Below are 21,988 nucleotides of genomic sequence, written 5' to 3'. Positions count from 1 at the left end.
TTATTGACGTTGAAATAAAAGAACTGCCATGCACATGCCACAGTGGCGAAGACGCTCAGCCCGTTCAGGCGGTGTCTGTGCCGGATGAGCGTGCAGATTTTGATTTGTGGTTTTCTCAACGATTCCCGATGCCTGTCAGCGACAAAAACAGGGCGCTAGTATGTGTTGGGTGGCACGGAAGGGGTGAAGTGCTCGCCCGCGCTGCACTAGCGGCTGAGCCTGCGGGATGGCAGGTGTGTAGAGAAGGCCAATGGTTTGATATTAACCCGAAGGCTGTCGCTTATTATCGGGACAATGAGGGAGTTCCTGTTCGACCTATTTACACAGCCCCGCCCACAGCCCCCTCGCCCGGCAGCGACAAAGAGGCGAGCCCTGTGACACCTGCGCCAGTAGCATGGCAATGGTTTTATTGCAATCAGTGGCATCTTACTAGTGACCAGGACCGCGCCGAAGAGGTTGCAGAATGTATGGATGTCGAGGTTATTCCTCTCTATGCCGCCCCTACCCCACCAGTGACGAGGTAACAATGGATGCCTACCAAAATTAATTGCCATCCCTACCCATGCGAAATATGGTTCACCACTAGCCGAAAAAAATTCAACCGCTTGCACAAAAAGATTTTTGGCGAGGACAATCTATGTGAATTAGGCGCTGGGATAGTTGTTCCGGATATGCATAGGCAGCGTATGATTATTGGCGTATTTGATGATTCGGCTGATACCCTGGTGCATGAGGTTAGTCATCTTGTAATAGATATATTTAATGCTGTAGGAATGGAAGTTAATATAGAAACGACAGAAGCTTTTGCTTATCTTTTCGAAAGCATTTTTTCTCAATGTTTTAAAATACAAAATAATGATAACAAGAGGACTTGATTATGGGAAACGACATGATCGAGCCACCAGCGGCTACGGAGGGGAAGTGATGAATACATATCTGGTATGGTGCCCGGAGAACGGGGAGGCGCGTAGCGATGCGCGGGAGTTCGAGGCTTATACCCATGACGACGCCGCCGAGAAATGGGCGCGGCGATATGACAGTTACAGCACTGAGTATTCCATTGTCAGCGAGCAATGGACACCTGAGGTTTGTGTTGCCATGGATGGTGAGCCTGAGCGGCATTTTTTAGTAACCGGGGAGGCTGTTCCACATTATGAGGCCCATCCGGTCAGTGCGGATAGGGACGGTGAATACTATGGCTGATATTCCTGGATTGAAAACAGATTACACAGCTGCCGTGACCGCCGGCGATAAATTTTTCTTCGGTCCAGAATGCCCGAAACCAGGCCATGGCCAGGTGCGTTATGTAAATGGGCGTTTCTGTTTGGCCTGTGCCAAGGAAAAGGCCCAGCGGCGGCGGGTGCGTGAGCAGTCAAGCAGGACGGATACTGGAGGTTTTAACCATCGTGTGTTTGTCCTGAAAAAAACTTTGTTGCAACCGGATAACCGGTTAGAAATGAAAAATAGCTGAGAATGGGGGATTTATGGCTAACGATTTCATGACAGAAAAAGAAGTTTTCGAGCGAATTGGTAAAAAAAGAACGGCTTTATGGAGATTAAAAAAACGTCATGGTTTCCCGGCCCCCGTCCTAACTCATCCATCAGTTTATAGCCGGTCTGCTGTGGAAAAATGGATTGATGAGGGTGGCGTCAACCGAGGTTCTTGACATGCCAAAAAACTTTATCAGCGTATAGTTCATATGCCCCTTTCTGCTCCTTTAACCAGTCGTGTTTATTATAGACGGCCATAACGCCTCCCAATTCGTGCCCCAGCATCTTTTCGGTGACATGGGGCATGATACCCTCCCCTGATAAATTGGTGACCAGAGAACGTCGGAAATCATGGGTACGCCAAGCTGGAATATCTATCTTGTCCCGTAATTTTCTGATGTATAAATTTGCCGATGAAAGATCGATAGCCTTATCCATCTCTTGCCCGGGGAAAAGAATATCATTTTGAGGTCCGAGAAGACGCTCAACATACGGCTTTACCTGATCGAAAATTGGCCGGCGTATCACATTTCCCATTTTTGAATGCGCGGACGGAGTGGTCCAGATCAGGTCAGTCATATTAAATTCGCCGGCAGTAGCAAGCCGCAATTCAGAGAGTCTTGCACCCCATAATAACAGCAACTGATGTAATATCTTGTTTGATGACACTATTTTTGAGTTTTCCAGCGCTAACCAGATCTTAGCCAGTTCTGAGTACGTGAGCACCCTGCTACCTACATCTGGCCGCCGGCCGACATTTTTTACGCTCAGTTTTGATAGCTCGCATGAAGCAATCAGTTGCCTACTGATACACCAGTTAATGACGGATCGAAGCTGGGTTAGGAGGACGCGAGCTTTTTTGTGATTCTGCTTTTCCTGCTGATCGAAGAATTTCACCCATAGGGACACAGGGATGTTTGTGACCGGCATATCGGCAAATTGAGTGTACATAGTCTTGTACACGACAGACTTATAAAGGGTCTGGGTGTTTGGCTTCAGGTTCGATACGTACTTTTCCCACCACTGATCGAGGCAATCAGCCATGGTGAGTTGCCCATCGCTCCGAGCGAAATAGTTTTTAGGATTGATCCCCTTCATGTACAATTCGCGCATCTCGCCAACAATGACGCGAGCTTCTTTAAGAGAAGTGGCAGGATAGCGGCCTACGGTTAAGCGTACTGGCCTACCGTTCCAGCGGAATCGGAACTGAAAGGCAATGGTTCCACCAGGGGTAACACGCACGCTAAGGCCATCCGCATCGGTGATCTCTGCCGGCCCTTCGTAAGGTTTGCCATTGATGCCGCGAAGTTTAGTGTCACTAAGAGCCACGTTTTATATCCTGTACACATTGAGTCAATGCATTCTGTACTCATTATGTACGCAATGGCAAGTGAACAAAGCATAATCATTTAAGAACAAATGAGGCAAAAGAAGACCAAATAGATACGAAGTGATTGATGCAAAGCGGTTATATGCGGTATTCTAGAAACATAGGCAAACGATTGAAAATCAGTCAAAACATAGTCCTCGTAGTTAAACGGATATAACAAGCCCCTCCTAAGGGCTAGTTACAGGTTCGATTCCTGTCGGGGACGCCATCAAGCACCGAATCCGTATCAACGCGCCTTCCCCCATCGCCCACTGCCAGACCTGACGTCCATTTGCTGCCAGACCTGACGTCCATTCGCCGCCAGGCCCGCGCGACGGCCGCTAAGCGATACCTTCGTCGGGAACGAATGATTTCGCCGCCTGCCCACCCCATCAGCAGGGATTGCCATGAAGATACCCGCATACGTCGAGGGTATGGCGGCGACAAATGTGGCAATCCCCGGCCCAAGCGATCGGGGTTGGCGATATGACCGGACGGCCGCGCGCCGTCAATGAAATGGCGTAGTGAACCAGGACGGGGGAAAATTACAAGACCTTTTGGAACATCATGGCATACAGGGGTTGAGGCGGCCTCAAGATCCGCTTACGGAGGGGTTACCTTCTTCGCCGTTGATCTCCACGAACTGCGAAACCGATATCAAACGAACAAAATGCGCCAACAGTAAATCCACATCGGTTTGCAAAATCTCATCGCTGGCGCTGGCGGCGGAAAGAATGGCTTTCTCAATATTGGTCGCCATCGCCGGCGGGCTGCCTTTGCCGACCGTTAACATTAACGCGGCCAATAGCAATGATTGCGCTTCGACCTGGGCGGTCAAATCCTTCGTGGCGGCGTCCACTTTCGCCAGTTTTCTCAGTATATCAACGACAAGGTTTTTCATATTCTTTACTCGATAAGGACGGCGAAAAGACAGGCACACATTAACATAACCTGATCATAATACCCTTATCATGATTGAGATCATATCTCACAAAATGAAGAAAGAATGGGGCCCTGGCGGTGCAATGCCCCATGGAACGGCGCCATGGGGAATCAAGGCATTCCCTGCCCCCCGAAGCGTCAATGCGCAGAGATCATTAGCGGTACTAATGAACGCGCCAATAAGTGTTTCAAACGAATGCGGCCAACAAAGCGGCCTATGTATAACGGCTAGTCGCGCCTTGGATATCACCCGGCGGGTTGATAAAACGGATAGGTAAAAAACAGCAAATGCGTCAGATTAAGTAAAAAATGAAACAAGGCGGCCAGCCAAAGCTTGCCGCTCCATAGCCAGACCAGACCATAAAGTACGCCCGCCAGGGCGGAGAAAAACACCAGCATTCCGCCGCCGGCCACATGGGCCAGGCCGAATAACAGAGAGGATGCCGCCAGAGCCGTCGCGCGGCTGCCGGTCGCATCCCAAAATCGCTGTAGCAGATAGCCGCGAAAAAGCGCCTCTTCGGGCAGCGCGACAAAAAACAGGTTGGACAACGCAAACCACCCCAACCCACTGGGCCAATGCGCCTCCGGCCGTAAACCGCCCAGTACCGTCGCCAGGCCGAGCAGCGCCGGTATGGCCAGTATCAGCCCGGCCCAGTAGTAACGGGGGACCGGCGACACCGCTCTTGAGACCAAATTGGGCAGACACGCCAGTAACATCACCGGCGTCAGCGCTTTGTCCAGGTTGAGGTAAAGCGTGAAGGGGGCGCTCGCCGGCCCAAGCCGGACGTCATTGATGATGCGTGGGTTATGGAAACCCGGCAACAGATGCATGAACAGTCCCAGACAACACAGCAGCAGGAAAAGCTCACATGCCGCCGCGCCGACCCGATGATGGCGATAGCGGCGCCGTGCGGCCATGACCAGGGCGATCACCGCCAACACCGCCACGCCGGCCGGCGCCAGAAAGTGGTGATAGACGGCCAGCGCCAGCGACATTATGAGTAACGGGGCGGCCGCTGCCCGGCCACGGCCGGGTAAAAATCCGCATAGCAAGGCGGCCGCCAATAAGATCCATGTCATGTGCGGTTCCCGTTCAGGATGAAAAGCGAAACCTTGTTTGTTCGATCTCGGCGAAAGACCGGCCGTGATTAACCAGATACGCTCGATAACGCACGTTGCATCGCGGCCATCGGAGAAGCAACTTAACCATGACGAGTATATTAACAATAATAATTATCAACCTTGGGACAATGACAGGCGTGAATGCCGGCGCGGCCAGGCAAAAAGTCATTGCCCGGCCGCCCGGTTTAAATCAGGACAGCTGATCGGCGCCATGCTTGGCGGTGTGGGATTTAAGCAGGCCATCGGCGCGGAACATGGCTTTGATTCCCCGTACCGCCTGACGGATGCGATCCTGATTTTCAATGAGCGCGAACCGGACATGGGTATCGCCGTAATCGCCGAAACCAATTCCCGGCGAGACACAGACCTTGGCCTCCGCCAGCAGTTTTTTGGCGAATTCCAGCGACCCCAGCGATGCATAATAATCGGGGATTTTTGCCCAGACATACATCGACGCTTTGGGAACATCCACCATCCAGCCCGCTTCGTGCAAACCGCGCACCAGAATATCGCGCCGCTGGTGATATTGCTCGGCGATATCCCGGACGCACTGCTGGTCGCCTTCCAGCGCGGCGATGGCCGCCACCTGTAAGGGCGTAAACGTACCGTAGTCGTGATAGCTCTTAATGCGGGCCAGCGCGTTCACCAGCTCGCGGTTGCCCACCATGAAGCCTATTCGCCAGCCGGCCATATTGTAGCTTTTGGACAGGGTAAAAAACTCGACGGCGATATCTTTGGCACCGGGAACTTGCATGATGGAAGGGGCTTTCCAGCCGTCATAGACGATATCGGCATAGGCCAAATCATGCACCACCAGCACCCCGTACTGACGCGCCAGCGCCACCACCCGTTCAAAGAAGTCCAGTTCAACGCATTGCGCGGTGGGATTGGAGGGAAATCCCAGGATCATCATTTTGGGCGTGGGAATGCTTTCGCGGATAGCCCGTTCCAGCTCGCGGAAGAAATCCACACCGTCCACTAACGGCACGGCGCGCACCTGGGCGCCGGCGATAACGGCGCCGTAGATATGGATGGGGTAGCTCGGATTCGGCACCAGTACCGTATCGCCGTGATCCAGGGTCGCCAGCATCAGATGCGCCAGACCTTCCTTCGAACCGATGGTCACGATCGCTTCACTATCAGGGTCGATATTCACCCCATAGCGCTCGCCATACCAGCGGGAGATGGCGCGCCGCAACCGCGGGATGCCCCGTGAGGAGGAATACCCATGGGTATCTTCGCGCCGGGCGACCGTGCAGAGTTTCTCCACGATATGCGGCGGCGTCGGGCCGTCAGGATTGCCCATGCTGAAATCGATGATATCTTCGCCGCGGCGCCGCGCGGCCATTTTCAATTCAGCGGTGATATTGAATACATAGGGAGGGAGACGTTCGATGCGGGTAAAACGCCGCGGTAAACCGGATTCGGCCATAATGTCCTCAATGTACGTTAGCGCCCGGACCGTCCGAGCGACGCAGACCCGTGGCTGGGTCTGTCTACGAACCTATCTCAATGGCGGCGGGAATACAACGGTTATCGCGTTCCCGGCGGCGCTTAAGAAGACGTGTCGGCGCTAAATCCCCGCAACAGCGGGAAACACCGCCAAGCCAATAAATGGCGGGGAAATGGGCGGCTTCCAGCCATCAGGCTGCCACAGTCGTCTGCCAAAATGCCTGCGGCGGGACATAAAAGGGGAATTTTTATACATTGAAATTTGCAATTTTCCTCTTTTATCACCGCTATTATGGGTAAATACCCCCCGGAAAGCGGCAAAAAAATTTCCTCTTAATAATACTCAGGTTTCCTCAAATATTTTTGAATTTCTGGTAGCCCTCCACGAGACGCAGCGAAAAACCTCCGGATGACCGCCATTGGCAAGGACAGTTTGGTCGACGACCGAGGCATTGCCCCAGGCCGCCGCGATGCAACTCAACGTATTTAGCGTATAATGAGGAAATAATTGGCCAAAATTTCATCGGGACAAGGTGGTGACAGAAACGTTCGATATGCTGCTGGCGGTTTACGAGCGGGCGGCCCTTATGCTTATTTGCCTGTTTTTACTGACGCGGACCCGGCAGTTCCGCCAGTTGTTGCAAAAAGAGGAACACACCGGGCGGGAATTATTGGCGATGACCGCTATCTTTTCCCTGTTCGCCATTTTCAGTAACTATTCCAGTATTCATGTGGACGGTTCTCTGGTGAATGTGCGGATTATCGCCGTTATGTCCGGCGGTATCCTGTTTGGTCCCTGGGTAGGCATCACCGCCGGCGTGCTGGCCGGCGCGCACCGTTACCTTATCGACATGCATGGCCCCACTTCGGTCCCCTGCCTTGTCAGCAGCGTGGTGGCCGGTTTCGTTTCCGGTTTTATTCATTTGCGGGTCAACCGGGCGCGGCGCTGGTACGTCGGTACCCTCAGCGGTATGTTGTGCGAATGCTTAACCATGCTGCTGGTGGTTCTTTGGGCGCATCCCATGTCGTTGGGTCTGGATATCGTGTCGAAAATCGCCGTGCCGATGGTCCTCGGCGGCGTCAGTACCGGTATGATTGTCCTGCTGGTGCAGGGCGTGGAAGATGAAAAAGAACTGGTCGCCGCGCGGCAGGCGAAGCTGGCGTTGGATATCGCCAATAAAACCCTGCCCTATTTTCGCCATCTCAACAGCGAATCCCTGAAGATCATTTGCGATATCATCCGTAGCGACATTCACGCCGATGCGGTGGCGATCACGAATGAACATCATATCCTGGCCTATGTCGGCGTGGGTGCCGAAGCTTACAATATCGGTCATGAAATTATCAGCGACATGACCAAAGAAAGCATTCAAAGCGGCAAGATCACCATCAAGAATAACGACGATGCCCAACGTACCCCGCAAATTCATTCGCTCATTATTATTCCTTTGTGGGAGAAAGGCGTTGTGACCGGCACGCTTAAAATCTACTACCGCCACGCGCACCGGATTACCAATTCGTTAAAGGAGATGGCCATCGGTCTCTCGCAGATCATTTCTACGCAAAGGGAAGTTTCGCGCGTCGAGCAGTTGCGAGAAATGGCCGATCAGGCGGAGTTGCGCGCCTTGCAAAGTAAAATCAATCCCCATTCCCTGTTCAACGCGTTAAACGCCATCGCCTCCTCCATCCGCATCAACCCCGATACCGCCCGGCAATTGATCATCAACCTGTCACGCTATTTACGCTATAACCTGGAATTAAGCGACGCGCGAATCGATATCAACAAAGAGCTTTACCAAATCCGGGATTATGTCGCCATCGAGCAGGCTCGGTTCGGCAGTAAGCTTGAGGTGGTTTACGACATTGACGAGGAATTAGCGTTTACCATCCCGAGCCTGCTTATCCAGCCCTTGGTGGAAAACGCCATCGTACATGGCGTCCAGCCCAACCGGGGCAAGGGCGTGGTGGTTATTTCCATTCGCCGCGCCCACGGCCGGATTCGGATCGCGGTCAGGGACAGCGGGCGGGGCATCAGCGATGAAGTGATCGAACAGGTACGGCGCAATGCATTGCCGGAAAAGAAAATCGGTCTGCTTAACGTACATCATCGGGTTTCACTGCTCTATGGCGAAGGACTGCATATCCGGCGGCTGGAACCGGGCACTGAAATCTGGTTTTATATCGACGACCGGGACAAAACGCTGGCCGCTTGATGCCGCGCGATAAAACGTTGTGAAACCCAAAAGCGAGGCGGGATGAAAGCCATTATAGTCGAAGACGAGTTTTTATCGCAGGAGGAACTCCGCTATCTCATCCGTGCCCACAGCAACCTGACCGTCGAGGCCGTTTTCGATGACGGACTGGATGTGCTGCGCTATGTGCAACACCATGATGTGGACGTTATTTTTCTCGATATCAACATTCCCTCGCTGGACGGCGTGTTATTGGCGCAGAACATCAGTAAATTCGCCCATCGGCCTTACATTGTTTTCATTACCGCCTACAAGGAGCATGCGGTTGAAGCATTTGAACTGGAGGCGTTCGATTACATTTTAAAGCCGTATCAGGAATCGCGCATTATCGCCATGCTGCATAAACTGGAAGCGCAGGACAAGGCGCCGGCTTCGGCCGGAGCGGCGTCCGGCCGCCGGACAATTAACCTGGTCAAGGACGAGCGCATTATCGTCACCGACATGGGCAACATTTATTACGCCGCCGCCCAGGAGAAGGTGACCCAGGTGTTTACTCGCCGCGAGATGTTTACCATGCCCATGGTACTGACCGAATTCTGCGGGCGGTTGCCGGAGGAGGTTTTTTTTCGCTGCCACCGCTCTTATGCGGTCAATCTGGCTAAAATCAGCGAAATCGTTCCCTGGTTTAACAACACCTACTTATTGCGACTCTCTGATTTGGATGTGGAGGTGCCGGTAAGCCGCAGCAAAGTCAAAGCGTTTCGACAATTGATGCGGCTTTAGCGCCCTGGCGGACGCTGGCGGGGCAGATATCAGAGTGTGCAACCCATCAATTGCCGCAGGTGGGCGCCGGCGCCCAGCAGGCCGGGCTGTTCATGGGTAATAAGGAACACCGGGATGGACGCCAGATAATGTTTGAAACGGCCCTTGGCCTCGAAAGCGTCGCGAAATCCGGAGGCGCGAAAGAAGTCCTTAAAGCGCGGCACAATGCCGCCGGCGATATACACGCCGCCGAAGGTCGCCATATTCAGCGCCAGGTTGCCGCCAAAGCGCCCCAGAATATCGCAGAACATCGCCAAGGCCCGGCGGCAATCGGCATTGCTGCCGTCAACCGCCATATCGGTCACCTGCGAGGGGCGCAATTCCTCCGGCGTCCGGCCGTCGGCCAGCATCAGCCCGCGATAAAGATTCACCAGCCCCGGCCCGGATAAAACCCGCTCGGTGGAGACATGCCCCCGTTCCTTATATAAGACGGAGAGCACGCGGATTTCCTCCTCACTGCCGGCGGCGAAATCCACATGCCCGCCCTCGCCGGGCAAACTGATCCAACGATCAGCCTGGTGAATCAAATGGCAGACGCCAAGGCCCGTTCCGGCGCCGTATACCGCTATGGGATGGCCCTCTTTAGCCGGCCCTCCGCCAAATTGCTCGATATCGCCGGCGCCAAGCATCGGCACCGCCATGGAGACCGCCGTGAAATCATTGATCACTTCCAGTCGCGCCAGTCCGAGATGCGCTTTCATTTCCCGAATGGAAAAAGACCAGGGATTGTTGGTCATCTCCACCCTATCCCCGGTAATGGGGCAGGCGATAGCGATGCAAGCTTCTGATACGGCGATATTCTGTCCAGCCAGGTAGCGCGTGATCACCGCTTCCAAGGTGTCGTAATCTTTTGAGGAATAGGTGTGAATGTGGGAAACCGCGCCGTTGTCCACATCACACAAAGCCAATCGGGCATTCGTCCCGCCGACGTCACCGACCAAGGCATATTTTGCCATTATTTTCGAGCTCCACTCTTTCCTATTGCCGCCGGGATAGGCTCTTAGCGGACAATAACTTTTATATTTTAATAATGATAACAGTTATAATAACCTTTGCTATACATACTCACCCTCCCCTCAATGTCCCACGGCGGCGGGCAGGGACCCAAGAGTCATGGTTGCCGCCCATTCATCCCCCGTCCCATAACCGACACGGCGAGCGAACCCACCGCCCGGCCAATGGAAGAAACAGTTAGCGGGAGGGCGAATAGCCTGGCGCGGCTTCAACGCTGTGCCGGCGCCAGCGGGCTATTCCGGGTCGCCCAAAGCGAAAGCCACCGCGTCGGCGGCGTGGATGGCGGTAGTATCGAACAATGCGCCTTGGCAATCTTCGGCGCTGATCAATAACCCCAGCTCGGTGCAGCCAAGGATCAGGCCTTGTATACCCCGCGCCTCCAGTCGGGCGATAATGCGCCGCAGTGATTGCCGGGACGCTTCCCGTATCTGTCCGCGGCACAGTTCGTCAAAAATAACCCGATGGATGTCATCGATGTCCGCTTCGTCGGGGACGAGCACCTCAAGACCGAAGCCGCTTTCCAGCCGGCGGCGGTAAAAGTCTTCCCGTAAGGTGAATCCGGTGCCCAGCAATCCCACCCGCCGCAGCCCCCGCCGCCGGACCGCCCGGCCTGTGGCATCGGCTATGTGCAGTAACGGCAGCGAACAGGCCTGTTCTATAGTATCCGCCACTTTGTGCATGGTATTGGTACATAACACAATAGCCTGGGCGCCGCTTTGTTCCAGCAGCCGGGCTTTTTCCGCCAGCAGCCGTCCCGCTCTGGGCCAATCGCCCTCGCTTTGCCAGCGGGCGATGTCGGCGAAATCCAGACTGCAAAGAATGAGATCGGCCGAATGCAATCCGCCCAACCGCTCGCCGATGCCCTGATTGATCAAGCGGTAATAGGGTAAAGTGGACTCCCAGCTCATGCCACCGAGTAAACCGAGTGTTTTCATCTTTCCGTCCTGTTGGCGATGGTAAACGCTCCGCGCCGCGCGCTTTGGCGTGGAAAATCATGTTAACCGGAATTTTGATCGCATTCACTGGGCAATATACCGGTTTTTGCTAAAATCCCGTCTTCGCCGGCCAAAATGCAAAATGTGATCGCATCCCAGACGCAAGCGACCGATAATGGCTTTCCTCCCGCCCGCATAACTTTCTAAGGATGTAGTATGGTTTATCTGGCCAGTCCGGCACGTTATGAAAACATGCTTTACCGCCGCTGCGGCGCCAGCGGTATTGAGCTTCCGGCGATTTCACTGGGGCTGTGGCATAATTTCGGCGATGTCACCCGCTTCGAAACAAGTCGGGCCATGGTGCGGCGCGCTTTTGACCTGGGCATAACCCATTTTGATCTCGCCAATAATTACGGCCCGCCACCCGGGTCGGCGGAGGACAACTTCGGCCGCCTGCTGCGCGAGGATCTGCTGCCCTACCGCGATGAATTGATCATTTCCACCAAAGCGGGTTATACCATGTGGCCGGGTCCTTACGGCGATTGGGGTTCCAGGAAGTACCTGGTGGCCAGCCTTAACCAGAGCCTTAAGCGTCTGGGGTTGGATTACGTGGACATTTTTTACCATCATCGGCCGGATACCGCCACGCCGCTGGAAGAAACCATGACTACGCTGGATTTGCTGGTTCGCCAGGGCAAGGCGTTGTATGTGGGCTTGTCCAATTACCCGGCGGCGTTGGCGCGGCAGGCCTTCGCCATACTGAAATCCCTTGGCACGCCTTGCCTTATCCATCAACCCAAATACTCGCTTTTCGAACGCTGGGTGGAACCGGAATTACTTGATACCCTGGCGGAAAACGGCGTAGGCTCCATTGCTTTCTCTCCGTTGGCCGGCGGCCTGTTGACCGACCGTTATCTTGACGGGATCCCGTCTGATTCCCGCATAGCGGCCGGCAGCCATTTTTTGACGCGGGATCGTCTTGACGCGCGGACCATGGATAAGATACGTCGTTTGAACGCCTTGGCGTTGGAACGGGGACAAAAGTTGTCGCAGATGGCCCTGGCCTGGGTGCTGCGCGGCGATCGCGTGACGTCGGTACTGATTGGCGCCAGTAAACCGGAGCAGATAGAGGATGCGGTGGGCATGCTGTCCAATCGCGACTTCAGCGATGAAGAACTGCGGCAGATAAACGCCATTCTGGCCTAGCGCCCGCGAATACCGCAGGCGCCGGTTCGCCTTGGGCGCGGCGGGCCTTCTGCCCACCACGCCTTCAGGCAAATGCCTCCCGGCGGCTACAAACCTAGCGCGGTACCCGCCAGCAGATAAATGTTCAACGCCACGACCACCACCACGATGGTCCAGCCCGACCACTTGATGGTGGGCGAATTGACCAGTTCGTTCATCAATTGGGGCCGCCCGGTGAACAACAGCAAGGGAATGAGCGCCAGCGCGATGCCGAAACTGAGCAAAACCTGGCTTAGCACCAGAATACGCGTGGGATCGAATCCGGCCATGATCACGATAAACGACGGCAGCATGGTGAGTACCCGACGCGCCAGCAACGGGATTCGGAAATGCACAAACCCCTGCATCACCACCTGTCCGGCCAGAGTGCCCACCACGGTGGAAGACAGCCCCGCCGCCACCAGGCTTAAGCCGAACACCGTCGCCGCGGTATGGTTCAATAACGGCGTCAGGGTGAGATACGCCTGGTCGAGATCAGAGATGCCGCTATGGCCGCTGAAATGAAACGCCGCCGCCGCGGTAGCCATCATGGCCAGATTGACGAACCCGGCGACTGTCATAGCAATGGCGACGTCCAGTTTGGTGGAGGAGTAGCGCTGGGCGCGGGTTCCTTCCATGCCGTTTTGGGTCAGGGAGGAGTGCAGATAAATCACGTGCGGCATGATGGTCGCCCCCAGCACCCCGGCGGCCAGAAAGACCGCGTTGCCGTCGGGCAAGGTGGGCAGGAGCATGCCGCGGCCCAGCGCGAAGGCATTCGGTTGGGAAAAAAACAGCTCGACGATATAAGCGGCGGCGACAAAAATCAGCAATCCGCCGATCACCACCTCAAGGGGTTTCTGTCCGCGTTGTTGTAACATTAATATCAGGACGGTGGCCGCGCCGGTGAGTAAGGCGCCTTGCAGCAATGACACGCCAAGCAGCATTTTGAACCCGATGGCCGCGCCGACAAATTCGGCCAAATCGGTGGCCATGGCGATAATTTCCGCCTGGATCCAATAGGCCCAGACCGCCGGCCGTGGGAAATGGTCGCGTATATGCTCCGCCAGGTTTTTGCCGGTGGCTATCCCGAGCTTAGCGGACAACAATTGGATGAGCATCGCCATGAAATTGGCCCACACCACCACCCACAGCAGTTGATAACCATAGCTGGCGCCGGCCTGGATGTTGGTGGCGAAATTACCCGGATCGATATAACCGATAGCGGCGATAAAAGCCGGCCCCAGCAAAGAGAGCTTTATCTTTCGCGCAGTACGGTTAACACCTTCCACGGTTCGGCTGTTCAGCATATTGTTGACCCTTAGAATCCATCGTCTCAGCTTCATCGTATCCAAACGATAATAATTATCAAGTGCATTTGGAGCGTTTCAGCCTATCTCTCCGATAGATGTTGATAATGAGCAAAAAAAGGGCGCTTATCAGCCTAATGACTGTTCTATCCCAGGTTGACCGACTTAGGTTTGTTTTTCCACTAATACCAAATACTAGCATACAAAAAACAATATTAGCTAATTATTTAACAATTTTTTTAACTTTCCCCCGATATGCTAACTTACCCTCGCCAGGCCAGATGATTTTTCTATATTTGTAACTTATAACTCGTTTTTAATTCGGTGGTTACATAGAATAAGCGGCGAATTATTGCATGCCTTATGACTGGAGCATTTATGTCCCGTGTTTTTCATTTTATCATCGCCCTGATTGTGGTGGCGCTGTTGGCGTTATTGGTCAGCCATGATCGCAAAAACATCAAGCTACGCTTTATCGCGCAATTGCTGGTGATTGAGGTGCTGCTCGCTTATTTTTTCCTCAATTCAACCATCGGGTTAGGATTTGTTCAGGGCTTTTCCGCTTTATTTGACAAACTCTTGGCTTACGCGGCCGAAGGGACGGGGTTTGTTTTCGGGAACATGAACAAACAGGGTCTGGCGTTCTTTTTTCTCAATGTCCTCTGCCCGATCGTGTTTATCTCGGCATTGATCGGTATTTTGCAGCATATTCGCCTGCTGCCGCTGGTTATCCGGGTGATAGGCACCCTGCTGTCCAAAGTCAACGGCATGGGCAAGCTGGAATCGTTTAACGCGGTCAGCTCGCTTATCCTGGGCCAGTCGGAAAATTTCATCGCCTATAAAGACATTCTCGGCAAGATGTCCGAACGGCGGATGTACACCATGGCGGCGACGGCCATGTCCACCGTCTCCATGTCCATCGTCGGCGCTTATATGACCATGCTGCAACCTAAATATGTGGTGGCGGCGCTGGTGTTGAATATGTTCAGTACGTTTATCGTGCTGTCGCTGATCAATCCGTACCGGGTGGAAAAAGAAGAAGAATTGCAGATGAGTCATCTGCATGTGGGACAAAGCTTTTTTGAAATGTTGGGCGAATATATTCTGGCCGGCTTCAAGGTGGCGATTATCGTCGCCGCCATGCTTATTGGGTTTATCGCTATCATTTCCGCCATCAACGCCATGTTCGACGCTATCTTTGGTATCAGTTTCCAGGGGATTCTGGGTTATATCTTTTTCCCGTTCGCCTGGGTGATGGGCGTGCCAGCCCATGAAGCGCTGCGGGTCGGCAGTATCATGGCCACCAAACTGGTGTCCAATGAATTCGTCGCCATGATGGATCTGCAAAAAATAGCCGGCCAGTTATCACCGCGCTCGGAAGGCATTTTATCGGTGTTCCTGGTTTCCTTCGCCAACTTTTCCTCTATCGGGATTGTCGCCGGCGCGATCAAGGGCTTGGATGAACAGCAGGGCAACGTGGTGTCGCGGTTCGGCCTGAAGCTGGTTTACGGTTCCACGCTGGTTAGCGTGCTGTCGGCCGCCATCGCCGGGCTGGTCATATGAGCCGAGCGCTATAATCGTTATCATCACCATTCAGGCCGCGCGCCTGTTGGGGTCGGACCGATGTCCGACCCTTTTTTTTATAGCGCGGGCGGAATCGCCCAAGCAGCCCGTTCCGGCGTTCAATGCCCGGCGGAGAGCCTGTCTTGGGTTTTACTGTCGAAATCAGCGGCATCGTGGCGTTCATGCAACTGGCCGGCCGGGTCCCCGGAAATGCGATTGACCATGATCCCCCGTTTGACCGCCGGTCGGCCGTCGATGGCATCAGCCCAACGCTGGACATGCCGGTAATCCTGTACCGCGAGGAATTCGGCCGCGCTGTACAGCCGGCCCTTGACCAGTCCGCCAAACCAGGGCCAAATCGCCATGTCGGCGATAGTATATTCGCCGCCCGCCACGTACTCGTTATCGGCCAGACGCCGGTCAAGCACATCAAGTAAACGCTTGGTTTCCATGGCGTAGCGGTCGATGGCATATTGGATTTTAACCGGCGCGTAAGCGTAGAAGTGGCCAAAACCACCGCCGACGAACGGCGCGCTACCCATTTGCCAGAACAACCACGACAGACATTCGGCGCGGGTGGCCGGATCTCTGGGCAAGAACGCGCCGAACTTTTCCGCCAGATAAAGCAAGATCGCCCCGGACTCAAAAACCCGGGTCGGTTTTGCGCCGCTGTGGTCCATTAGCGCGGGAATTTTTGAGTTGGGATTCACATCCACAAAACCGCTGCCAAACTGATCGCCGTCGCCGATGTTGATAAGCCAGGCGTCGTATTCCGCGCCGCCATGGCCGAGCGCCAGCAGCTCTTCGAGCATGATAGTGACCTTCTGGCCGTTGGGCGTCGCCAGGGAATACAGTTGCAGCGGATGCTTGCCGACCGGCAATGCTTTATCATGGGTCGGCCCGGCGATGGGCCGGTTGATATTGGCGAATCGGCCCCCACCGCCTTTGGTCCAGGTCCAGACCTTGGGCGGCGTATATTCAGTTGCATCAGTCATATCAATACTCCTGGCATTTTCCGGCGCAGCGCGTCGGAGAGAAGAGGTATACCGTGACGGATAAGCGCCGCTGCCGGGAAGCCGACCTTCATGCCCCCTGAGATGACGTATGCGGCGGGCAGCGCAACCATGAAAAAAGGGGGTTCAACGGACGGCGCCCGTCCGCGGGCCATGCCCGGCCACGGCGCTGAGCGATCACCGCACACAACCTAGCACCGCTCGCAAAGGTTTGCCAATGGACAAGGACAGGAAAGGTAGCAACCGAAAAAACCGGCCATAAGCCGGTTTTTGCTGAAATTTGGTGGAGCTAAGCGGGATCGAACCGCTGACCTCTTGCATGCCATGCAAGCGCTCTCCCAGCTGAGCTATAGCCCCCTCCAGATAACCCGATATATTCAACCGCCGATGATTGGCGTGAACCAGCCGCAAGCGGTTGGTGGAGCTAAGCGGGATCGAACCGCTGACCTCTTGCATGCCATGCAAGCGCTCTCCCAGCTGAGCTATAGCCCCGTGCAAAACACATCGCGTCCTGTGGACGGGGCGCATGATATGCAACCCGGCAAACGGTGTCAACGGCTAAATGTCATAAACGCGCCAACCGCTGAAAAAGACGTCAAATCCGCGCCCCAAGGGCCTATTGCTGCTCGCGGCGGGTAATGAATTCCAGGGCCATATCAATACGGGCCAAACTGCGGGCGCGGCCGACCGCGTGCACGGTCACATCCAGCGCCGGCGATTGTCCGGCGCCGGTCACGGCCACCCGCAGCGGCATACCCACTTTGCCCATGCCCAGTGCCAATTCCGCCGCTGTCTGCTCAATGGCCTGGTGGATAAGCGCCGGCGTCCACTCGGCCAAGCCGGCCAGTTTGGTCCGGGCCAGTTCCAGCGGTTGACGGGCCACCGGACGCAGATGTTTTTTCGCCGCGTCGGCATCGAATTCCGTGAAATCCTCATAAAAATAACGGCTGGCGGCCGCCATTTCCTTTAAGGTCTTGCAGCGTTCCCCTTGCAGTTTCACCAAATCAGCCAGTTGCGGCCCATCATGGGCGTTGATGCCTTGCGCCGCCATATGCCAGGCCAGATGGGTCGCCACGTATTCCGCCGGCAGTTGATTGATGTAATGATGATTGAGCCATAATAGCTTTTCAGTGTTGAACGCGCTGGCGGATTTACTGACGTCGTCCAGGCTGAATAAGCGCTTCATCTCATCGACGGTGAAAATTTCCTGATCGCCATGCGACCATCCCAGGCGGACCAGATAATTAAGCAGCGCCTCGGGCAGAAAGCCGTCGTCGCGGTATTGCATGACGCCCACCGCCCCATGGCGCTTCGACAACTTTTTGCCGTCATCGCCAAGAATCATCGAGACATGGGCATAAACCGGCACGGGCGCGCCCAACGCCTTGAGGATATTGATTTGGCGCGGCGTATTGTTGATATGATCCTCGCCGCGGATAACGTGCGTAATGGCCATATCCCAGTCATCGATGACCACGCAAAAATTGTAGGTGGGCGAACCATCGGTACGCCGGATGATCAAATCGTCCAGTTCACGGTTGCTGAATTCGATGGGGCCGCGAATACTGTCGTTAAACAGCACCGATCCTTCTTGCGGATTGGCGAAACGCACGACGAAAGGATCCTGCGCGTCGTGGTGTTCATGGTTGCCGCGGCAATGGCCGTCATAGCGCGGCTTCTCGCCCTTGGCCATTTGTTCTTCGCGCAGGGCCTCCAGCCGTTCCTTGGAACAATAGCATTTATAGGCGGTTCCCTGCTCCAACATCTGATCGATTACCCTGTTGTAACGTTCAAAGCGCTTGGTCTGGAAATACGGTCCTTCATCCCAATCCAGATTAAGCCAATTCATCCCATCCATGATGGCGTCGATGGCCTCCTGTGTTGAGCGCTCCAGATCGGTATCCTCAATGCGCAGCACGAATTCGCCGCCGTGGCGGCGGGCGAACAGCCACGAATAAAGAGCGGTGCGGGCGCCGCCGACATGCAGATAGCCGGTGGGGCTGGGCGCAAAACGGGTTTTGATTTTCATTGGGGATATGGCCTTAATCTCGCTGGGCTGACAGCCGGAAGCACCCTTCCGGCCGGATAAAAAAGTGGATAATATTCTATCACTCCCCCTCGATTCCTCAATGTCGTTTGGCATCCGCCGCGCTTTTCGCCGGCATTCGCCGAACTGGCGGACCCGGCCTGACTAAATTTACGACGAACAGCCTTATAGGCGCCGAAAATCATTGACTCACTGGGCAGTATCCCTATAATGCCACTCCACACGGCGGGGGTGATTAGCTCAGCTGGGAGAGCATCTCCCTTACAAGGAGAGGGTCGGCGGTTCGATCCCGTCATCACCCACCAACTCGCTTTTTTAGCGGCGCTGTGCAAGAATGCTGTCAGAAATAAAAGTAATACGTTGTAGAGAGTGGGTGATTAGCTCAGCTGGGAGAGCATCTCCCTTACAAGGAGAGGGTCGGCGGTTCGATCCCGTCATCACCCACCACTTCTGCCTGTATTGTTTTTTTTCGCCAATCGGAAACGGGTGATTAGCTCAGCTGGGAGAGCATCTCCCTTACAAGGAGAGGGTCGGCGGTTCGATCCCGTCATCACCCACCATTTCCGGGCATTATGTGGGTCGTTAGCTCAGTCGGTAGAGCAGTTGACTTTTAATCAATTGGTCGCAGGTTCGAATCCTGCACGACCCACCAACATACATTCTTGGGATGTTTCATGGTATCCGGGGAAGTAAGAAAACCGTATCACTGTCATCAGGATACGGTTTTTTTTCGTCTGTATGCTCCCCTCCGTATACCGGGGGAGCCAGAGCAAATGGGCCTATGAATGGGCCTATGCCTCTGATGGTGGAAGTCTTGTAGGCCCATATTGAGTTTCAGGCTGAAAAACGCTCCAGAAAACAGAATATTGCCCACTCCATCACTGTCATTTTCCACTGATACGTAAGGAGTGACTTTATGGCTGTTCTTACCCGCCCTTTATCTGCCTCGGAAGTCCAGAAGGCAAAACCCGCCGATAAAGATTACGAACTGTTCGACGGACAGGGGCTGACCCTTTTCATCAGAACCAACGGTAAAAAAATCTGGCGCTTTCGTTACAAGCGTCCCGGTTCGACTGCCCGAACCACCATTACCCTCGGACACTACCCTGCCATGTCGCTTGCCAGCGCCCGAACGCTGCATGCCGAACACCTTACCCTGCTGGTAAAAGGCATTGACCCGAAAAAACAGGAGCAGGAAGAGGCAGAGCGGGAAAGACTGGCGGTGGATAGTCTGTTTATCAATGTGGCGACAAGATGGTTCGCCGTGAAGAAAACCAAAATCTCCGCCGACTATGCCGACGATATCTGGAAATCACTGGAGCGTGATGTGTTACCGGCTATCGGGCAGATGCCGGTAACCCAACTGAAAGCACATACGCTGATTGCCGCTCTGGAACCAGTAAGACTGCGTGGCGCACTGGAAACCTTGCACCGCCTGACGCAGAGGATTAACGAAGTGATGAAATTCGCCATTAATACCGGCCTGCTGGATGCCAATCCGGCATCAACCATTGATGAGGCGTTTGTGAAGCCCAGGAAGAAACATATGCCAACCATTCGTCCGGAACGTTTGCCGGAACTGATGCAGCGGGTTTATACGACTAACTTGTCTCCGATGACACGCCTGTTGTTGTTATGGCAGCTTCTGACGCTTGTACGCCCCGCTGAGGCCGCCGGAACCATGTGGTGTGAGATTGACATAGGGAAACGGCTCTGGACGCTCCCGGCAACCCGTATGAAGATGAAACGTGAGCATCAGGTGCCGTTGTCGTCACAGGCGCTGGCCGTGCTGGAGCAGCTTAAGCCCCTAAGTGAACATTCGCCGTTCGTGTTCCCCGGCAGAGTAAAATATAGCCAGCCGATGCACAGCGAAACGGTGAATAAGGCGCTATGGCGCATGGGATATGGCGGAGAGTTGGTATCACACGGATTCCGGGCGCTGGGCAGCACCACTATGAATGAAGCGGGTTTTCCGCCGGATGTTATTGAGGCGGCGCTTGCGCACGTTGATATGAACCCGACCCGTCTCGCATACAACCGAGCAACCTACATGGCACAGCGTGTTGAACTGATGGACTGGTGGGGGCAGAAAATCAGCGACTCATTTGTGGTGCAAAGGGGGGGATTACCTGAGGATGGCCATGATTTGGCTGTCGGTAAAGCGTGATTTTTTCATAGAGATCTCCCCGATTCAGGTTACGAGAAAATTCTACTTATGAACACACCGGTTTTTCGGGGGGATTACCGGGGGAATGTCACAGCGGGTGGAAGTCTTGACGGTATCTATCTTTTACAGATGTTCGCCTCAGGGAAAAATCAACATTCGGCGAGCTATCATGCCCGGCTTCGCAATGTATGGAGATTAGCCTCCCCTAGCCAGGAATTGTCCTGTATCCGTCTCGAATGAAAAACCGGCCTTAACAGCCGGTTTTTCTTTTGCAGAGCTAACATGAAAATGTCGCTGGACAGATCACATTGATATTTCTTTCCAATATCCTATTTATCCGTTAGCTAAGTTGTGTTATTTTATTTATGTTACCATATGCTTTAAGCACTATGCTCTCTATCAAATAAGTCAATTTCATTAGGTGATATATTTGAATCCATTTCATCAAAAACATCAATATCTACAATTTTAGTTTTTTTCAATAACGATATTATTTTTGCTTTATTGGCTGATTTTCCTGAACCCGGAATCCAATCCAAATCCCACAAACCGTCAATAGTGTATACTCTCTTTCCATTAATCTCATCATTGATGCGCAAACATAGTGCTGAATTATATGCCCCATTCCATTCAGGATTAATCTTTCCTTGCACCCTTTGAAACCAAATGTCAAGCATCTCCGTGTTAGGTTGTTTTCCTAATTTATTATAAAGTTTCTCTAATTTTATAAATTTGGGAGCATTATCCTCATAAAGAAAGGTCAGTAGCTTTGAAAATATTGCTGTTCCTACAGGGTAGGTTGTTGGATTCTTTGCCATTATGCTAGATATTATTCCCAGCATTGCCTCCACTTGATGTCCACTATTACTCAGTCTTTTTCTTACAAACAACTTCCGCAGAAAGTCGTTCAAGTATCTTACTGTCATTTTTGAGTTTTGGTGCTTTAGAGAAAACAAATATATTGAATAAAGCATCTTTTGTAATGACTTAAAATCTCGCTCTTTAATGTATTCTATTTTTGCCGGTTTAATTGAATGATAAATAATGTCTTCCTGTAGTTCTGTTTTTTTAGAGTTCAAATCCAAGCCGAAGGAGTTAAGTACGGAGACTAAGCACTTGGATATTTTATCTAGTTCATCTTTACTGTTTGAAAATATCCGGTAATCATCACGGTAACGTACTATTTTATAATCATAAATGTTTAATTCATGGGTTTTATTTCTTAATTCAATATCTACCTTCCCTAATATGAGTGATCTTGACCCGTTATATTCAGACAGCTTTTATCTCTAAGTTAGTGTTATCCGTCGGCTCCGGTATTCCCTCGG

The 21,988-nt window shown here is 53.5% G+C and carries 19 protein-coding genes and 7 tRNA genes; 14 read left to right on the top strand and 12 right to left on the bottom strand.

The features are described from left to right. Positions 1–530: 530 nt before the first annotated feature. Genes FCN80_RS23375 through FCN80_RS23360 form a run of 4 tightly spaced genes read left to right on the top strand, consistent with a single transcriptional unit; the run spans position 531 to position 1,667 of the window. Positions 531–875: a hypothetical protein gene (locus FCN80_RS23375; protein ID WP_136992735.1), complete on the top strand. Its 345-nt coding sequence runs from the start codon at positions 531–533 to the stop codon at positions 873–875. Between the two features lie 46 nt (positions 876–921). Beyond that, entirely contained in the window at positions 922–1,203 is a 282-nt protein-coding gene (locus FCN80_RS23370) for a hypothetical protein (protein ID WP_170975504.1), read from the top strand. Continuing rightward, entirely contained in the window at positions 1,196–1,471 is a 276-nt protein-coding gene (locus FCN80_RS23365; RefSeq protein ID WP_136992733.1) for a hypothetical protein, read from the top strand. Before FCN80_RS23370 ends, FCN80_RS23365 begins: the two co-directional genes overlap by 8 nt. Positions 1,472–1,484: 13 nt before the next feature. Then, positions 1,485–1,667 carry a helix-turn-helix transcriptional regulator gene (locus tag FCN80_RS23360; protein WP_170975503.1) on the top strand — a complete coding sequence of 61 codons (183 nt, stop codon included), beginning with the start codon at positions 1,485–1,487 and terminating at the stop codon, positions 1,665–1,667. On the opposite strand, the gene FCN80_RS23355 is transcribed toward FCN80_RS23360, so the two are convergent. After that, the gene (locus FCN80_RS23355; RefSeq protein WP_136992732.1) at positions 1,651–2,820 is read right to left on the bottom strand and encodes a tyrosine-type recombinase/integrase; all 1,170 of its coding nucleotides are present in this window, start codon (positions 2,818–2,820) and stop codon (positions 1,651–1,653) included. The genes FCN80_RS23360 and FCN80_RS23355 overlap by 17 nt on opposite strands. 194 nt (positions 2,821–3,014) lie before the next feature. Between FCN80_RS23355 and FCN80_RS23350 the strand changes: the two genes are divergently transcribed. Beyond that, positions 3,015–3,089 (top strand) — tRNA-Arg (locus FCN80_RS23350). A 363-nt stretch (positions 3,090–3,452) separates the two neighbouring features. On the opposite strand, the gene iraP is transcribed toward FCN80_RS23350, so the two are convergent. From iraP to alaC, 3 genes are all read right to left on the bottom strand, one after another. Next, a complete protein-coding gene (gene iraP, locus FCN80_RS23345) occupies positions 3,453–3,761 on the bottom strand; it encodes an anti-adapter protein IraP (RefSeq protein WP_136992731.1) in 309 nt (102 codons plus the stop codon). Positions 3,762–4,048: 287 nt separating this feature from the next. Continuing rightward, entirely contained in the window at positions 4,049–4,882 is an 834-nt protein-coding gene (locus FCN80_RS23340; RefSeq protein ID WP_136992730.1) for a CPBP family intramembrane glutamic endopeptidase, read from the bottom strand. 232 nt (positions 4,883–5,114) lie between these two features. Beyond that, positions 5,115–6,356: an alanine transaminase gene (alaC, locus tag FCN80_RS23335; protein ID WP_136992729.1), complete on the bottom strand. Its 1,242-nt coding sequence runs from the start codon at positions 6,354–6,356 to the stop codon at positions 5,115–5,117. 556 nt (positions 6,357–6,912) lie between these two features. Between alaC and FCN80_RS23330 the strand changes: the two genes are divergently transcribed. Both FCN80_RS23330 and FCN80_RS23325 read left to right on the top strand, forming a co-directional pair. Beyond that, complete coding sequence (locus tag FCN80_RS23330; RefSeq protein WP_136992728.1) at positions 6,913–8,589, top strand: sensor histidine kinase; 1,677 nt, start codon at positions 6,913–6,915, stop codon at positions 8,587–8,589. Between the two features lie 42 nt (positions 8,590–8,631). Then, positions 8,632–9,351 (top strand): LytR/AlgR family response regulator transcription factor, encoded by a 720-nt coding sequence (locus FCN80_RS23325; RefSeq protein WP_136992727.1) that lies wholly within the window; start codon positions 8,632–8,634, stop codon positions 9,349–9,351. A 29-nt stretch (positions 9,352–9,380) separates the two neighbouring features. Here the strand turns inward: FCN80_RS23325 and glk are convergent, their stop codons facing one another. Continuing rightward, positions 9,381–10,346, bottom strand: coding sequence for a glucokinase (glk, locus tag FCN80_RS23320; protein ID WP_136992726.1), 966 nt, complete (start codon positions 10,344–10,346; stop codon positions 9,381–9,383). A gap of 291 nt (positions 10,347–10,637) precedes the next feature. After that, on the bottom strand, positions 10,638–11,339 hold the full coding sequence (locus tag FCN80_RS23315) for an aspartate/glutamate racemase family protein (RefSeq protein WP_136992725.1): 702 nt from the start codon (positions 11,337–11,339) through the stop codon (positions 10,638–10,640). Between the two features lie 216 nt (positions 11,340–11,555). Between FCN80_RS23315 and mgrA the strand changes: the two genes are divergently transcribed. Further along, positions 11,556–12,545, top strand: coding sequence for an L-glyceraldehyde 3-phosphate reductase (gene mgrA, locus FCN80_RS23310; RefSeq protein WP_136992724.1), 990 nt, complete (start codon positions 11,556–11,558; stop codon positions 12,543–12,545). Between the two features lie 86 nt (positions 12,546–12,631). Here mgrA and FCN80_RS23305 read toward each other — a convergent pair whose 3' ends face one another. After that, positions 12,632–13,870 carry an Nramp family divalent metal transporter gene (locus FCN80_RS23305; protein ID WP_136992723.1) on the bottom strand — a complete coding sequence of 413 codons (1,239 nt, stop codon included), beginning with the start codon at positions 13,868–13,870 and terminating at the stop codon, positions 12,632–12,634. 378 nt (positions 13,871–14,248) lie between these two features. Between FCN80_RS23305 and FCN80_RS23300 the strand changes: the two genes are divergently transcribed. Then, positions 14,249–15,433, top strand: a complete 1,185-nt coding sequence (locus FCN80_RS23300) for a NupC/NupG family nucleoside CNT transporter (protein ID WP_136992722.1) — start codon at positions 14,249–14,251, stop codon at positions 15,431–15,433. Positions 15,434–15,552: 119 nt separating this feature from the next. Here the strand turns inward: FCN80_RS23300 and yghU are convergent, their stop codons facing one another. The 4 genes from yghU to gltX form a co-directional block, all read right to left on the bottom strand. Next, complete coding sequence (gene yghU / locus FCN80_RS23295; protein WP_136992721.1) at positions 15,553–16,428, bottom strand: glutathione-dependent disulfide-bond oxidoreductase; 876 nt, start codon at positions 16,426–16,428, stop codon at positions 15,553–15,555. Positions 16,429–16,727: 299 nt separating this feature from the next. Then, a tRNA-Ala gene (locus FCN80_RS23290) sits at positions 16,728–16,803 on the bottom strand. A gap of 59 nt (positions 16,804–16,862) precedes the next feature. Continuing rightward, a tRNA-Ala gene (locus tag FCN80_RS23285) sits at positions 16,863–16,938 on the bottom strand. 124 nt (positions 16,939–17,062) lie between these two features. Beyond that, complete coding sequence (gltX, locus tag FCN80_RS23275; RefSeq protein WP_136992720.1) at positions 17,063–18,475, bottom strand: glutamate--tRNA ligase; 1,413 nt, start codon at positions 18,473–18,475, stop codon at positions 17,063–17,065. 247 nt (positions 18,476–18,722) lie between these two features. On the opposite strand from gltX, the gene FCN80_RS23270 reads away from it, so the two are divergent. The 5 genes from FCN80_RS23270 (at position 18,723) to FCN80_RS23250 (ending at position 20,660) form a co-directional block, all read left to right on the top strand. Further along, a tRNA-Val gene (locus FCN80_RS23270) sits at positions 18,723–18,798 on the top strand. Between the two features lie 66 nt (positions 18,799–18,864). Beyond that, positions 18,865–18,940: transfer RNA gene (locus FCN80_RS23265), tRNA-Val, on the top strand. Positions 18,941–18,977: 37 nt separating this feature from the next. Next, positions 18,978–19,053 (top strand) — tRNA-Val (locus tag FCN80_RS23260). A gap of 16 nt (positions 19,054–19,069) precedes the next feature. Beyond that, positions 19,070–19,145, top strand: a tRNA-Lys gene (locus FCN80_RS23255). A gap of 264 nt (positions 19,146–19,409) precedes the next feature. Continuing rightward, positions 19,410–20,660: an integrase domain-containing protein gene (locus tag FCN80_RS23250; protein ID WP_136992719.1), complete on the top strand. Its 1,251-nt coding sequence runs from the start codon at positions 19,410–19,412 to the stop codon at positions 20,658–20,660. A gap of 380 nt (positions 20,661–21,040) precedes the next feature. Here FCN80_RS23250 and FCN80_RS23245 read toward each other — a convergent pair whose 3' ends face one another. Next, positions 21,041–21,739: a hypothetical protein gene (locus FCN80_RS23245; protein ID WP_230492889.1), complete on the bottom strand. Its 699-nt coding sequence runs from the start codon at positions 21,737–21,739 to the stop codon at positions 21,041–21,043. Positions 21,740–21,988: the final 249 nt, after the last annotated feature.

The sequence above is a fragment of the Martelella alba genome (assembly GCF_005217455.1).
Classification (GTDB): Bacteria; Pseudomonadota; Gammaproteobacteria; order Enterobacterales; family Enterobacteriaceae; genus Acerihabitans.
The sequence above is the reverse complement of the archived record's forward strand: the minus strand, read 5'-3'. Positions and strand labels throughout refer to the sequence as shown.

Excerpts from the sequence above, each read along its gene's own strand:
- FCN80_RS23375 (WP_136992735.1), top strand. The coding sequence starts at position 531 with ATGCCTACCAAAATTAATTGCCATCCCTACCCATGCGAAATATGGTTC.
- FCN80_RS23365 (WP_136992733.1), top strand. The coding sequence starts at position 1,196 with ATGGCTGATATTCCTGGATTGAAAACAGATTACACAGCTGCCGTGACC.
- FCN80_RS23360 (WP_170975503.1), top strand. The coding sequence starts at position 1,485 with ATGGCTAACGATTTCATGACAGAAAAAGAAGTTTTCGAGCGAATTGGT.
- iraP (WP_136992731.1), bottom strand. The coding sequence starts at position 3,761 with ATGAAAAACCTTGTCGTTGATATACTGAGAAAACTGGCGAAAGTGGAC.
- FCN80_RS23340 (WP_136992730.1), bottom strand. The coding sequence starts at position 4,882 with ATGACATGGATCTTATTGGCGGCCGCCTTGCTATGCGGATTTTTACCC.
- alaC (WP_136992729.1), bottom strand. The coding sequence starts at position 6,356 with ATGGCCGAATCCGGTTTACCGCGGCGTTTTACCCGCATCGAACGTCTC.
- FCN80_RS23325 (WP_136992727.1), top strand. The coding sequence starts at position 8,632 with ATGAAAGCCATTATAGTCGAAGACGAGTTTTTATCGCAGGAGGAACTC.
- glk (WP_136992726.1), bottom strand. The coding sequence starts at position 10,346 with ATGGCAAAATATGCCTTGGTCGGTGACGTCGGCGGGACGAATGCCCGA.
- FCN80_RS23315 (WP_136992725.1), bottom strand. The coding sequence starts at position 11,339 with ATGAAAACACTCGGTTTACTCGGTGGCATGAGCTGGGAGTCCACTTTA.
- mgrA (WP_136992724.1), top strand. The coding sequence starts at position 11,556 with ATGGTTTATCTGGCCAGTCCGGCACGTTATGAAAACATGCTTTACCGC.
- FCN80_RS23305 (WP_136992723.1), bottom strand. The coding sequence starts at position 13,870 with ATGCTGAACAGCCGAACCGTGGAAGGTGTTAACCGTACTGCGCGAAAG.
- FCN80_RS23300 (WP_136992722.1), top strand. The coding sequence starts at position 14,249 with ATGTCCCGTGTTTTTCATTTTATCATCGCCCTGATTGTGGTGGCGCTG.
- yghU (WP_136992721.1), bottom strand. The coding sequence starts at position 16,428 with ATGACTGATGCAACTGAATATACGCCGCCCAAGGTCTGGACCTGGACC.
- gltX (WP_136992720.1), bottom strand. The coding sequence starts at position 18,475 with ATGAAAATCAAAACCCGTTTTGCGCCCAGCCCCACCGGCTATCTGCAT.
- FCN80_RS23250 (WP_136992719.1), top strand. The coding sequence starts at position 19,410 with ATGGCTGTTCTTACCCGCCCTTTATCTGCCTCGGAAGTCCAGAAGGCA.